Genomic DNA, 12,420 nt, shown 5'->3' on the forward strand with positions numbered 1-12,420 from the left:
GTGCCGCCGCCTTCGCCGCCGGTGCCGCCGCCTTCGCCGCCAGCGCCGCCGCCTTCACCGCCGGTGCTGCCGCCAGTGTCTTGTCCACCGCCCGTACCGGTATCCTGTCCGCCGCCCGTGCCAGTGTCCTGTCCGCCGCCGGTTCCGCCTTCGCCGACTGAGGCGGGGCTGCTCGTGTCGAAGCCGCCGTTAGGGCCGGCTTCGAAGCTGCTGGCCGCGCCGGTATCCGCAAGAGCCATCGTCACTGGTCCTCCAACGACGCCGATCAAGCTCACTGTGGAAACGAGCAGCACTTTTTTGAATGCGCTGTGCATATCTTAATCCCTTTCCTTGTTTCGGAACGGGCAGAGACTGGCATTTGGCAACTGACAGGCGGCTGAGCGCGGCTGTCAGCATTCTGTCAGGCGCCGCCAAAGATGCGCCGGAACGGAAAAAGCCGCCTCACGGCGGCTTTTTACATGGGATTGGTTTCGCGTGCGGTCCACGCTTTCGTGCTTACTTCGGCGCCAGCACCATCATCATCTGGCGGCCTTCGAGCTTCGGCTCGGCCTCGACCTTGGCGATCGCCTGCGTATCGTCCTTGACCTGCAGCAGCAGCTTCATGCCAAGCTCCTGGTGCGCCATTTCGCGGCCGCGGAACTTCAGCGTCACCTTGACCTTGTCGCCTTCTTCGAAGAAGCGGTTCATCGCCTTCATCTTCACCTCGTAATCGTGGGTGTCGATGTTCGGGCGCATCTTGATTTCCTTGATCTCGACGATCTTCTGCTTCTTGCGCGCTTCGGCCGCCTTTTTCTGGTTGGCGTATTTCAGCTTGCCAAGATCAAGGATCTTGCACACCGGCGGCTCGGAATTGGGTGCGATCTCCACCAGATCGAGACCGGCCTCATCCGCCATGCGGAGCGCCTGGTCGATTGGAACGCTGCCCAGGTTCTGGCCTTCGGCATCGATGAGCTGAACCCGGGGAACCCGGATTTCCTTGTTTGCGCGCGGCCCTTCCTTGACTGGGGCGTCCGCTTTGAACGGTCTGCGAATGGTCGTACTCTCCTCGAGCTGTTTTAAGTAATTGTGGTCAATCAAACGATCAGCGTCATCTCAAACTGGTCGCTTGAAACAGTCACTGACGGCAATGTGTGAATTGCGGCTCGAGAGTCAATAGCATGGGCCGCAAGGAAAATCACTCTGGCGAATCCGTTTTTAGCGGGATATCTGGTCGAAACGGGCGCCTGCGAGGAAACAAGCGATGTCAGCAATGCCGGTCGAGACGGAAATCACACGGATAAGGGTGGGTACGGACGCCGCGGCGCGGGACATCGCGATGCGGCTTTTCCGCGCCGAAATGGCCTCGGAAAAGCCGACCCTCGTCTGGCTCGGCGGCTACCGATCCGACATGACCGGCACAAAGGCGCTCGAGGTCGAGCGCCACGCGCAGGCGATCGGCACGGACTGCATCCGCTTCGACTATTCCGGCCACGGCGCCTCCGGCGGCGACTTCAAGGATGGCACGATCTCCCGCTGGCTCGAGGAAAGCCTCGCAGTCGTCGATCACGCGGTCGCCGGTCGCATGATCCTGATCGGTTCCTCGATGGGCGCCTGGGTCGCCCTGCGCCTCATCGAAGAGCTGAGAGCGCGCGGCCAGGGCAAACGCGTCGCCGGCCTGGTGCTGATCGCCCCTGCCCCGGACTTCACCGCCGAACTGATCGAACCCAACCTGACCGAGGCCGAGCGGAGCTCGCTTGCCGAACGGGGCTATTTCGAAGAAGTGTCCGAATACAGTCCCGAGCCCAATGTCTTCACCCGCGCCCTGATCGAGGATGGACGGGAAAACCGCGTCCTCAGGGGGCCGATCGCGACGGGCTGTCCGGTGCATATCCTCCAGGGCATGCGCGATCCGGATGTGCCCTATACGCATGCGCTGAAGCTCATGGAGCACATGCCGGCGGACGACGTGGTCATGACCCTCATTCGCGACGGCGACCACCGGTTGTCGCGCGAGGACGACATCGTCAAACTGAAACAGGCGATCAGCGCCATGCTCGCCAAGGCCTGACTTCCCGGCCGGCACCCGTCAACACACCGCCCCGTTTTTGGAACCATCCCGGACAGCCCGGGATGCAAGGCTTCCGCTGCCTTATAGTGGATGATCTTAACCATAAAGGTCAATCAGACGAATCGGTAGATTGACTCATCCCCCCCGACAATATTAACTCTTTATTAACGATTAGAGCAGCGCTAGGGGAAGCCTACAAAAGCTGTCATCAACTTGAGATTGCGCGTGCAGTGCACGCGCTGCAGGGGATCTGTATGGCATTCTGGACCGGGGTAAAGGCAGGCGTCGCTGCATTCTGCGCAGTTTTCATTTCGGCGAACATGGCAATTCCCGCCCAGTCGGGAGCCTCTCCCTCGATGCAGACCGGGTCGGCAACCTCACAGCCGATCGGGCATTTCGAGTTCTGTCAGAAGAACCGGACTGAATGCGGCGTCCGGTCCCGGGCGGGCGCGGCGCCGCGTGTCACGGCGAGCGGCTGGGCCGTCATCCGGCAGGTGAACGCCGCCGTCAACCGCGAGATTTCGCCGGTCACCGACCAGGAGCTTCTCGGCCGGGACGAGGTCTGGGCCTATCCGAAAGGCCGGGGCGATTGCGAGGATTTCGCGCTGGAGAAGCGCCGCCGCCTGATGCAGCGCGGCTTTGCCGCCGGCAATCTGCTGATGACCGTGGTGCGCAAGCCCGACGGTGAAGGCCACGCGGTGCTGACGGTGCGGACCGCGCAGGGCGATTTCATCCTCGACAATCTCGAAAACAGCGTGAAGCTCTGGACCAAGACGCCCTACCGCTTCCTGAAGCGACAGGCGTCGAACAATAGCGGCCGTTGGGTGACGATCGACAACAGCGCCGAGGTGCTGGTCGGCTCCGTCGGCAAGTAAAAGGCCGGACACTCCGATCAAAAGGGCCGTTTCTCGGCCCTTTTTTCATGCCGGTTTTTCAGATGCTTGCCGTTATCCCAAACGGCTGCGCAGTCGGGGCAGATCAGGCATTGCCGATGACGATGCCGGCCGCGAGGACCAGCCCGCCGCCGAGCACGACCTGGAAGGCCGCTCTCAGGAATGGCGTTTCCATGAAACGGTTCTGGATGAAGGCGATGGCCCAGAGCTCGAAAAAGACGATCGCCACCGCTGTCAACGTCGCCGTCCAGAAATGCGGGATCAGATAGGGAAGCGCGTGGCCGAGGCCGCCGAGCGCCGTCATGATGCCGGAGGCGAGGCCACGCTTGACCGGCGAACCGCGGCCGGAAAGCTTGCCGTCGTCATGGGCGGCTTCGGTGAAGCCCATCGAGATGCCCGCACCGACCGAGGCGGAAAGCCCGACTAGAAAGGTCTGCCAGGTATCCTGGGTTGCAAAGGCGGCGGCGAAGATCGGCGCCAAAGTCGAAACCGAGCCGTCCATCAGGCCCGCCAGACCCGGCTGGACATAGGTGAGAATGAACTGGCGATGGGATGTCTGGTCTTCCTCGGCGCGCACGTCGGCGGGCGTATGTCGCTCGCCGAGCCGGCGGGCGAGCGATTCATGCGTCTTTTCGGCGATCGCCAGATCCCCGAGCAGCCTGCGCGTCGCGGCGTCGCGCGTCCGCGCCGCCGCCTCGAGATAGAAGCGGTGGGCCGCCTCCTCCATGGCTTCCGCCTCGGCGCGTGCCTTTTCGATCGGCATTTCGGCGATCAGCCAGTCGGGCTTGCGCTCCGGAAAACCGCGCACATGCTCGCGCCGGATGAGCGGAATGCGGCTGCCGAAGCGAGTGACGTGCAGGTCGATCAGCGCCTGCCGATGATGGCTCTCCTCTTCGGCCATGTCCTCGAAGACCTTGGCGGAGCGCGGATATTTTTCGCGCAGCGCGTCCGCATAGGCGAGGTAGATGCGGCCGTCGTCCTCTTCCGACGAGATGGCGAGCGCGAGGATCTCCTGTTCGCTCAGCGACAGGAACGGGCGCTTCGAACGGGAGAAGAGACGGGAAAACATCGGCAACAACCTTCTTTAGAATAATTCTAAAGAAATAGATTCCGACTCGGTGCGCGTCAAGCGGGGCGAAGTGCAAGGCGTGCCGACGCCGCTCCCCCTCTCACCGCAGATGGAAAGCGGAACTGCCAATGCCGGCTTAAATCGCCAGATCGAGCGCCTTTTCCTTCTCGATATAGGCACGCTGCTGGTCGGTGATGTAGTCGCGCACGATCGGCGCCGCATCGCGCGAGCGCGACAGCTGCATGTGGAAGACGAGCTGGCTGCCGGTGCGGAACATCATCTCGGCGCTGATCAGGTAGAATTCCCACATCCTGGCGAAACGCTCGTCGTACATGGCGATCACCTTGTCGCGGTTTTCCTCGAAGCGCGCGCCCCAATGAGCGAGCGTCGTCGCGTAGTGCACGCGCAGGAATTCGAGGTCCGTCACCCACAGGCTGTTGCGCTCGACCACCTCGAAGACTTCCGACAAAGCCGGCGAATAGGCGCCGGGGAAAATGTACTTCCTGAGCCAGGGGCTCGCCATGCCGGGCGGGCTCATATGGCCGATCGAGTGCAGCACGGCGAGACCGTCGTCCCGCATCAGCGCGTTGAGCTTCTTGAAGAACTCGTCATAGTGGTGAACGCCGACATGCTCGAACATGCCGACCGAGACGATCCGGTCGAAGGGCCCCTCTACGTCGCGATAGTCCTTCAGCTCGAAGCGGACGCGGTCGGCCAGGCCGGCGGCGCGGGCCCGTTCGGAGGCGAGCGCCTGCTGCTCCTTCGAGAGCGTGACGCCGAGCACCTCGACATTCTCGAGCGCGGCGAGATAGAGCGCCAGATCACCCCAGCCGCAGCCGATGTCGAGCACTTTCATGCCGGGCTTCAGGCAGAGTTTCGCCGCCAGCAGCCTGAGCTTGTTGCGCTGCGCCGCCTCCAGCGTCTCGTCCGGCTCGCGGAAATAGGCGCAGGAATAGAGCATGTTCTCGTCGAGGAAGAGCTTGTAGAAATCGTTGCCGAGATCGTAGTGATGGGCGACGTTCTGCTGCGCCTTGCCCTTGGGATTGGCCTGCTGGCGCTTGCGGAAGCGCATCTTGACCGCCCGCAGCAGCTTCTGGATCGGATAGGAGCCGAGCGACAGCCGGTTGATCGAGAAGAGGGTGAGGAAGTCCCGAAGCGTCGACCCCTCCTCGAAGCGCATCGTGCCGTCCATATAGGCCTCGCCGGCGGCTAGCTCGGCATTGAGGACGAGGCTGCGATAGAGCCGTTTGTCGGTCAGCCGCATGGTGACGCTCGGCCCGGGTTCGCCGGAAAAGACGTGCCTTTTGCCGTCGGCATCGATCACGGTCAGGCTGCCCTTGCGGATGAAGGCTTTCATCATATGCGACAGTGGAAACATGCAATCCCTCGATCTCGTCTCGCCTACAGCGCGTCCTTTCAGACGCGCAAAGGACGCCGCAACATTTTGAACCTAGGCGGCGGCAGGTGACCCTAAACAGCGAGCCTCAAAAATGCACGCTCAATTTTGCAGGCCTTCCGCATCCGCATCCTGAGTTGTGAAGGCGGCCAAGAAAAAGGGCGGCAGGTAACCTGCCGCCCCGATTCAACAGCGCTCCGGGCGCTCCTCAGTCCTTGGCGCGCTCGACGTAGGAGCCGTCTTCCGTCGCGATGACAACACGGGTGCCCGCCTGGATATGCGGCGGTACCGAGGTCCGGACGCCGTTCGAAAGAAGGGCCGGCTTGTAGGAGGAAGACGCCGTCTGGCCCTTGACGACCGGTTCGGTCTCGGTGATCTCGAGGGTCACGTGGCGCGGCAGGTCGATGGCGATCGCAATGCCCTCGTGGATCGAGAGCATCACCGCCATGCCTTCCTGGAGGTAAGCCTTCAGGTCGCCGATGTCCTCGGCCGACATGACGAGCTGGTCGTAGCTCTCCGGATTCATGAAGTGAAAGCCTTCGGCATCTTCGTAGAGGAAGGTGTGCTCGCGGTCCTCGACGAAGGCGCGCTCGACCTGTTCGGTCGTGCGGTAGCGCTCCGAGACCTTCACGCCGTCGGAGATGCGGCGCATGTCGACCTGCGTGACCGGCGTGCCCTTGCCCGGGTGGAAGTTCTGCGCGGTGAGAACGACATAGAGCTTGCCGTCGACGTCGAGAACGTTGCCCTTGCGGACTGAAGAAGCGATGACCTTGACCATTAGTCTTCCTTGTAACAGAGGTATGCGCGACACGCGCGGGCCGGAACTCGGCCCGGAAGGACGCGAAAATTTTAGATTTCGCGCCGCCACTATCCTAATTTCGCGCAAATAGCCAGCCTGAGCCGGCATTGGCGCCGAAGAAAGCTTGGATCGAACCGACCATGCCGCATGCTTCTCCCTGGTGGACCCCGGATGTCCATGCCGACCGACGCCCCTTCCTGATCGGGCGCAATCGAATCCAATCGGCGCTGCGCCGGTTCTTCGCCGAGCGGGACTTCATCGAGGTCGACACGGCAACGCTGCAGCTGTCACCGGGCAACGAGGCGCATCTCCACGCCTTTGCAACGCAGGCAGTCGGGCATGACGGATCGGTGCAGCCGCTCTATCTCCACACCTCGCCCGAATTCGCCTGCAAGAAGCTGCTCTCCGCCGGAGAAAGGCGCATCGCCTGCTTCGCCCATGTCTATCGCAACCGCGAGCGCGGCCCGCTGCACCATCCGGAATTCACCATGCTCGAATGGTACCGCGCCGAGGACGGCTACGAGACGTTGATGCGCGATTGCGCCGCGATCCTCGCGCTTGCCGCCGAGACCGCCGGGGCGCCGACCTTCTCCTACCGGGGCCGAAGCTGCGATCCCTTCCGGGAACCGGAACGACTTTCGGTCGCCGAGGCCTTCGCGCGCTTCGCTGGAATCGACCTCCTCGCCTCGATCGAAAACGACGGCACGACCGATCGCGAAGTCCTTGCCGCAGCCATGCGGCAAGCTGGCCTGCGCGTCGCCGAGGACGATACCTGGGCCGATCTTTTCAGCCGCGTGCTCGTGGAAAAGGTCGAGCCCAATCTCGGCTTCGGGCGCGCCACGATCCTCGACGAATATCCGGTCGCCGAGGCCGCGCTCGCCCGGCCGACCCCGCGCGACCTCCGCGTCGCCGAGCGCTTCGAGCTCTACGCCTGCGGGGTCGAGCTTGCCAACGCCTTTGGCGAATTGACGGATGCGGCGGAACAACGCCGCCGCTTCGAGCTGGAAATGGCGGAAAAGGCGCGGGTCTATGGCGAAACCTACCCGCTCGACGAGGATTTCCTCGCGGCGCTTGCCATCATGCCTCAGGCGAGCGGCATCGCGCTCGGCTTCGACCGGCTGGTGATGCTGGCGACCGGCGCCTCGCGCATCGACCAGGTCCTCTGGGCGCCGGTGGCGGAGGCGGCGATATGAGCGCACATCGTTCCTTGAGGACGGCAGGCGATCTCGTCGAAGCCGGCCTTGTCGACGCTGCGGCCGAGGAAGCGATTTCCCGCGTCGCGTCGCGCTACGCCGTCACGATCAGCCCGGCGATCGCAAGCCTCATCGACCGCGACGACCCGCACGACCCGATCGCGCGCCAATTCGTGCCCGACGCGGCAGAGCTGACGCTGATGCCGGAAGAGCGGGCCGATCCGATCGGCGATCGCGCGCACAGCCCCGTCACCGGCATCGTCCATCGCTACCCTGACCGGGTGCTGCTCAAGGCCGTGCATGTCTGCCCGGTCTATTGCCGCTTCTGCTTCCGCCGCGAGATGGTCGGTCCGCAGGGGCTCGGCACGCTCACCCCCGCCGAACTCGATGCGGCGATCGCCTATATCGCCGAGCGTTCCGAGATCTGGGAAGTGATCCTGACGGGCGGAGACCCGCTGGTGCTCTCACCGCGCCGGCTTGGCGAGATCATGGAACGCCTGGGCGCGATCGGCCATGTAAAGGTGGTCCGGTTCCACACACGCGTGCCCGTCGTTGAGCCGCACCGCGTCGATACCGAGCTCGTCGCGGCGCTCAAAAGCAGCGGCAATGCGGCCTATGTGGCCCTGCACGCCAATCATCCGCGCGAACTGACAGACGAAGCGCGGGCCGCCGCGGCTCGGCTGATCGATGCGGGGATCGTCATGATCAGCCAATCGGTGCTGCTGAAGGGTGTCAACGACGACCCGGACATCCTTGCCGAACTGATGCGCGCCTTCGTCGAGACGCGGATCAAGCCCTATTACCTGCACCATCCGGACCTCGCGCCGGGCACCAGCCATTTCCGACTGTCGATCGAAGAGGGCCAGGCGCTCGTCGCCTCGCTGCGCGGCCGCGTCTCCGGCCTCTGCCAGCCGACCTACATCCTCGACATTCCCGGCGGCCACGGCAAGGCGGTCATCAGCGCCAGCGCGATCGAGGCGGAAGGCGGCGGCTGCTACACCGTCACGGATTTCCGCGGGAATGAGCACGTCTATCCGCCGCAAGGCTAAACAACCGGCGCAGCAAAAAGGCCGCGCGGAATACCACGCGGCCTTGCATCAACGAATTTGTCGGCCAGCTCAGCCCTGCTTGATCGGCGCGATCGAGATTTCGACGCGGCGGTTCTGGGCGCGGCCCATCTCACTGGCGTTCGATGCGATCGGCCGTTCCATGCCGTAACCCATGGTCGAGATGCGCCGCTGGTCGATGCCGCGGCCGGCGAGATAGTTGGCGACAGAAGCGGCGCGGCGCTCGGAAAGACCCTGGTTATGGGAGGCGCTGCCCGTCGAATCCGTGTGGCCGTCGACGTCGATAAGCGTCTTGTTGAATTTGCGCAGCACGATCGCGACCGAATCGAGCGTCGGATAGAAGGGCGGGATCACCTGGTCGCGGTCGGTCGCAAAGGTGATGTTCGACGGCATGTTGAGGATGATGCGGTCGCCCTGGCGCGTCACCGAGACGCCAGTGCCCTGCAATTGCGCGCGCAATTCCGATTCCTGCTGATCCATGTAATTGCCGATCAGGCCGCCGCCGAGCGCACCGATACCGGCGCCGACGAGTGCGGCATCGCGGCGTCCCGCGGAACTGCCGCCGACCAAAAGACCGGTCGCGGCGCCGAGGCCCGCACCGATCAACGCGCCGCCGGCCGTGTTCGACATCTTCTGTTCTCCCGTATAGGGATCGGTGGTCGTGCATCCGGAAAGATAGATGGCCGCGACAGCCAGGATGGCGCATTTCTTGATCATCGAATCAATGGTCCCCATTGGTGCTAAAGGTGCTTCATACTATCGATTGCGGCAGCAAGATGAAGAGGTGCGACGCTTTCCACATTGGCGAGCAAAACGCGACGCTTCGGCACTGCAGCATTTGGGCTGTGCTTTGCCACATTGCTGTCCAGAGCGCCCGCTAGAGCGGGATGCGCTCACATGCGTTCGCGCCGCTCTATCGGTTTGTTTTTGCCGCATTTGTGCGACGTCAGGTGATTCCACCTGACTGCAAAATGCTCTAACCGAAGCTTCACACGCTCGCGCCAGGATGTAATCTGCCGGGCCGGGAATCAGGCGAGAGGGACCATAGATGGCAGTCGAGTTCGGCGATACGCAGCGCAGTCTCAGCGATACGCTGACCGGCATGATCGCCTCGATCAGGGGCAACACGATTACGCTGCGCGAACTGATGATCGAGATCGGCGAGCACGGCTTCCTGCTTCTCTGCGCGCTGCTGACGCTGCCGTTCCTGATTCCGGTGTCGATCCCCGGCGTCAGCACGGTCTTCGGCGCGGCCATCATTCTCATCTCGCTGGCGATCACCCTCAACCGCCTGCCCTGGCTGCCGCGGCGCATTCTCGACCGGCAGATCGAGACCGAAAAACTGGTGCCGACGCTTGAGAAGGGGGCGGCGCTGGTTTCGAAACTCGACCGTTATGTGCGCCCGAGGCTGCATTTCCTGACCCAGGGCGCCGTCATGAACCGCTTCAACGGGCTGATGATCATGGCCGGCGGCGTGCTTCTGATGTTCCCGCTCGGACTGATCCCGATGTCGAACACGCTGCCGGGCATCGCCATCCTGCTGTTGTCGCTCGGCATCATCCAGCGCGACGGGCTGATGGTCGCAGGCGGCTATCTCTTTCTCGTGGCGACCACGGTCTATTTTGCCGTGCTCGCCTATCTCGCCTTTGCCGCCGGCCAGGGGCTGTCGCAGTTCTTCGTGTCGTAGAGTCCGCCGAGCGATCGTCAATCGGCTATCCCCTTCAGCACATTGGCAACGTTGAGGCCGATCTCCGGAACGCCATAGCCGCCTTCCATGCAGACGACGACCGGCAGGCCCGTCTTCCCAAGGCGCTCGCCCATGCGCAAGAAATCCTCCGACGTCAGCTTGAAGAAGCTGATCGGGTCGCGCTCGAACGTATCGACGCCGAGCGACAGGACCAGCGCTTCCGCGCCGAAACCGGCGATCCGCGACAGGGCGTCGTCCATCGCCGCGGCCCAGGTCGCGAAGGTCGTGCCGCGCGGCAACGGATAGTTCCTGGTGGAGCCAAGGCCCTCGCCCGCCCCCTCTTCGTCGGCAAAGCCGAGGAAATGCGGGAAGGCATCGACGGGATCGCCATGCAGCGAGGCGAAGAAGACGTCGCCGCGCTCGTAGAAGATATCCTGGGTACCGTTGCCGTGGTGGAAGTCGACGTCGAGCACGGCGACCTTCGCGGCACCACGGTCGCGCAGGCGCTGGGCAGCACAGGCGGCATTGTTGATGAAGGAGTAGCCGCCGAAGAGATCGATCGCCGCGTGATGGCCGGGCGGACGGCAGAGCGCGAAGGCGGCGGCATTGCCGCCAGCGACGTGGTTCGCTGCCGAAATCGCGCAATCCATCGCGGCGCGCGCCGCGGCGAAGGTGCCTTCGGTGATCGCCGTCTCGGCGGCAAAGGCATAGTAACCGAGCGCGCCGTCGATATCCTTCGGCGGATGCTGGCGCATGCGCCGCGCCGGAAAGCAGGCGGGGATCGCCTCGCCGCGATAGCCGTCGGCGACCCAGCGCTCCCAGGCGGTCTCGAGGAATGCGAGATAATCCGCCGAATGCAGCTTCAGCGCCGTCTCCATGCCATGCCGTTCCGGCGCGACAACATCGGAGAAGCCCGCCTCCTTGACGGCAGCGAGGATCCATTCGGCCCGAAACGGCGCCTCAAAGGGCGGCACGAGCTCGCCGCCATGCAATTCGGTCTTAGCGTCTCGGAGCTTGTGGTCTTCGGAATAGAAAACGCGCATTTTTGGTGTCCTGATTTAGGGGAATGCTATTGGAATTTACTCGATGAATTCGGTCGCGACACACAAGAGGCAGGCCTCCTTCTAAATCGAAAGATGCTTGTAAAAGAATGTCGTCGCGCAATAGCGGCCGTCCGGCATCAGCGCATAGTCGGGAACGACGCCGGCGCGCAGCCAGCCGAAACGCTCATAGATCGCTTCCGCCGGTTCACCGGTCGCCGTGTCGAGCACCAGCACGCGCCGGCCGCGCTTCCGCGCTTCGGCTTCCGCTTTCTCCATCAGACGGCGGGCAAGGCCCAGGCCGCGGGCGTCCCGGTGCACCAGCAGCTTCTTGATATCGGCGCGGTGCGGCTGGTTCGGCATCGTGGCGATGCCGAGCTGCACGGTGCCGACCGCCCGGCCTTCGACCTCGGCGACGACGAGAACGGTTTCATCCCGGCCGACCGCGGCGGCAACGGCTTCCCAGAAGGGGACAGCGGTTATTGGCGGAAAGGGCTGCATGAAGCCCACCGAAGCGCCACCCTCGACGCAATCGGAGAGGACCTCGGCAAGTGCCGGCAGTTTGGCACGGGTTTCTTCCTCGGTCAGTACGCGGATCGCTACGTCGGGCATGGTTACACCTTGGTGCGGCAGAGGATGACGGCATAGTGCACCGCCTCGTCATAGGGGTTGTGAAAGACGTGGGCCTCTTCGAGACCCATGAACAGGCAATCGCCGGCTTCGAGCACCTGCGGTCCGCTCTCCATCGTCAGCTCCAGCCGCCCGGAAAAAAGCCAGAGGTGCTGCGTGATGCCGCGGTCGGCCGGCTGGCGCTCGAAGACGACTCGGGCGCCCGGCGGAAACTCGACCTCGACGATGTCGACGGGCGAGCCAAGACCCTCCGGCGAGACCGATCGGCGCAGATAGCCGCTTTCCGGATCGCGCCACAGCCGCTGCTCCGCCCGGCGCGCGATCGGCGAAGCATTCTCCGCGGCGGAGGCAAAGAGCGCCGAGAGCGTCGTGCCGAGCGCACTGCAGAGTCTTGCCAGGAGCTGGGCGGTCGGGCTCGCTTCGCCGCGCTCGATGCGCGAGATCATCGCGCGGCTGACGCCGGAGCGCGTTGCCAGTTCGTCCAGCGTCAGCGCCTGAACCGCGCGCATCTCGCGCACACGCTCGCCGATCGTCCGTTCAAGAGAGGAGATTGCCTGTTCCATTATTTGAGATTGCATTTCTCATATAATGGAGTCAAG

13 protein-coding genes are annotated in these 12,420 nt (G+C 63.7%); 5 read left to right on the forward strand and 8 right to left on the reverse strand.

The features are described 5' to 3' along the window. Nucleotides 1-495: 495 nt before the first annotated feature. Complete coding sequence (gene infC / locus RHIBR816_RS0103770; RefSeq protein ID WP_084811225.1) at nt 496-1,032, reverse strand: translation initiation factor IF-3; 537 nt, start codon at nt 1,030-1,032, stop codon at nt 496-498. Between the two features lie 208 nt (nt 1,033-1,240). Between infC and RHIBR816_RS0103775 the strand changes: the two genes are divergently transcribed. Together RHIBR816_RS0103775 and RHIBR816_RS0103780 are read left to right on the forward strand one after the other, a co-directional pair. After that, nucleotides 1,241-2,047, forward strand: a complete 807-nt coding sequence (locus RHIBR816_RS0103775; RefSeq protein ID WP_026186616.1) for a carboxylesterase — start codon at nt 1,241-1,243, stop codon at nt 2,045-2,047. 254 nt (nt 2,048-2,301) lie between these two features. Continuing rightward, nucleotides 2,302-2,922 carry a transglutaminase-like cysteine peptidase gene (locus RHIBR816_RS0103780; protein ID WP_026186617.1) on the forward strand — a complete coding sequence of 207 codons (621 nt, stop codon included), beginning with the start codon at nt 2,302-2,304 and terminating at the stop codon, nt 2,920-2,922. A gap of 103 nt (nt 2,923-3,025) precedes the next feature. Here RHIBR816_RS0103780 and mbfA read toward each other — a convergent pair whose 3' ends face one another. The 3 genes from mbfA to efp all read right to left on the reverse strand — a co-directional run bounded on the left by mbfA (nt 3,026) and on the right by efp (nt 6,183). Continuing rightward, nucleotides 3,026-4,009 (reverse strand): iron exporter MbfA, encoded by a 984-nt coding sequence (gene mbfA, locus RHIBR816_RS0103785; protein WP_018235206.1) that lies wholly within the window; start codon nt 4,007-4,009, stop codon nt 3,026-3,028. A 136-nt stretch (nt 4,010-4,145) separates the two neighbouring features. Continuing rightward, complete coding sequence (cfa1, locus tag RHIBR816_RS0103790; RefSeq protein ID WP_018235207.1) at nt 4,146-5,387, reverse strand: cyclopropane-fatty-acyl-phospholipid synthase; 1,242 nt, start codon at nt 5,385-5,387, stop codon at nt 4,146-4,148. A 226-nt stretch (nt 5,388-5,613) separates the two neighbouring features. Beyond that, nucleotides 5,614-6,183, reverse strand: a complete 570-nt coding sequence (gene efp / locus RHIBR816_RS0103795) for an elongation factor P (protein WP_018235208.1) — start codon at nt 6,181-6,183, stop codon at nt 5,614-5,616. A 161-nt stretch (nt 6,184-6,344) separates the two neighbouring features. Here efp and epmA point away from each other — a divergent pair, with 161 nt between their 5' ends. Together epmA and RHIBR816_RS0103805 are read left to right on the forward strand one after the other, a co-directional pair. Then, a complete protein-coding gene (gene epmA, locus RHIBR816_RS0103800) occupies nt 6,345-7,397 on the forward strand; it encodes an EF-P lysine aminoacylase EpmA (protein ID WP_026186618.1) in 1,053 nt (350 codons plus the stop codon). Then, the gene (locus RHIBR816_RS0103805; protein WP_018235210.1) at nt 7,394-8,446 is read left to right on the forward strand and encodes a lysine-2,3-aminomutase-like protein; all 1,053 of its coding nucleotides are present in this window, start codon (nt 7,394-7,396) and stop codon (nt 8,444-8,446) included. Before epmA ends, RHIBR816_RS0103805 begins: the two co-directional genes overlap by 4 nt. 69 nt (nt 8,447-8,515) lie before the next feature. Here the strand turns inward: RHIBR816_RS0103805 and RHIBR816_RS0103810 are convergent, their stop codons facing one another. Next, nucleotides 8,516-9,181, reverse strand: coding sequence for an OmpA family protein (locus tag RHIBR816_RS0103810; RefSeq protein WP_026186619.1), 666 nt, complete (start codon nt 9,179-9,181; stop codon nt 8,516-8,518). A 331-nt stretch (nt 9,182-9,512) separates the two neighbouring features. Here RHIBR816_RS0103810 and RHIBR816_RS0103815 point away from each other — a divergent pair, with 331 nt between their 5' ends. Beyond that, a complete protein-coding gene (locus RHIBR816_RS0103815; protein ID WP_018235212.1) occupies nt 9,513-10,151 on the forward strand; it encodes an exopolysaccharide biosynthesis protein in 639 nt (212 codons plus the stop codon). A 17-nt stretch (nt 10,152-10,168) separates the two neighbouring features. Here RHIBR816_RS0103815 and RHIBR816_RS0103820 read toward each other — a convergent pair whose 3' ends face one another. The 3 genes from RHIBR816_RS0103820 to RHIBR816_RS0103830 form a co-directional block, all read right to left on the reverse strand. Then, entirely contained in the window at nt 10,169-11,194 is a 1,026-nt protein-coding gene (locus tag RHIBR816_RS0103820; protein WP_018235213.1) for a histone deacetylase family protein, read from the reverse strand. 81 nt (nt 11,195-11,275) lie between these two features. Further along, complete coding sequence (locus RHIBR816_RS0103825) at nt 11,276-11,803, reverse strand: GNAT family N-acetyltransferase (RefSeq protein WP_018235214.1); 528 nt, start codon at nt 11,801-11,803, stop codon at nt 11,276-11,278. Between the two features lie 2 nt (nt 11,804-11,805). Further along, nucleotides 11,806-12,384, reverse strand: a complete 579-nt coding sequence (locus RHIBR816_RS0103830; protein WP_018235215.1) for an XRE family transcriptional regulator — start codon at nt 12,382-12,384, stop codon at nt 11,806-11,808. Nucleotides 12,385-12,420: the final 36 nt, after the last annotated feature.

Source organism: Ensifer sp. BR816, from assembly GCF_000378985.1.
GTDB lineage: Bacteria > Pseudomonadota > Alphaproteobacteria > Rhizobiales > Rhizobiaceae > Sinorhizobium.

Coding starts and splice junctions, on each gene's coding strand:
- RHIBR816_RS0103820 (WP_018235213.1), bottom strand. CDS start 11,194: ATGCGCGTTTTCTATTCCGAAGACCACAAGCTCCGAGACGCTAAGACC.
- RHIBR816_RS0103830 (WP_018235215.1), bottom strand. CDS start 12,384: ATGGAACAGGCAATCTCCTCTCTTGAACGGACGATCGGCGAGCGTGTG.
- RHIBR816_RS0103775 (WP_026186616.1), top strand. CDS start 1,241: ATGTCAGCAATGCCGGTCGAGACGGAAATCACACGGATAAGGGTGGGT.
- RHIBR816_RS0103815 (WP_018235212.1), top strand. CDS start 9,513: ATGGCAGTCGAGTTCGGCGATACGCAGCGCAGTCTCAGCGATACGCTG.
- mbfA (WP_018235206.1), bottom strand. CDS start 4,009: ATGTTTTCCCGTCTCTTCTCCCGTTCGAAGCGCCCGTTCCTGTCGCTG.
- RHIBR816_RS0103810 (WP_026186619.1), bottom strand. CDS start 9,181: ATGATCAAGAAATGCGCCATCCTGGCTGTCGCGGCCATCTATCTTTCC.
- RHIBR816_RS0103805 (WP_018235210.1), top strand. CDS start 7,394: ATGAGCGCACATCGTTCCTTGAGGACGGCAGGCGATCTCGTCGAAGCC.
- epmA (WP_026186618.1), top strand. CDS start 6,345: ATGCCGCATGCTTCTCCCTGGTGGACCCCGGATGTCCATGCCGACCGA.
- RHIBR816_RS0103825 (WP_018235214.1), bottom strand. CDS start 11,803: ATGCCCGACGTAGCGATCCGCGTACTGACCGAGGAAGAAACCCGTGCC.
- efp (WP_018235208.1), bottom strand. CDS start 6,183: ATGGTCAAGGTCATCGCTTCTTCAGTCCGCAAGGGCAACGTTCTCGAC.
- cfa1 (WP_018235207.1), bottom strand. CDS start 5,387: ATGTTTCCACTGTCGCATATGATGAAAGCCTTCATCCGCAAGGGCAGC.
- RHIBR816_RS0103780 (WP_026186617.1), top strand. CDS start 2,302: ATGGCATTCTGGACCGGGGTAAAGGCAGGCGTCGCTGCATTCTGCGCA.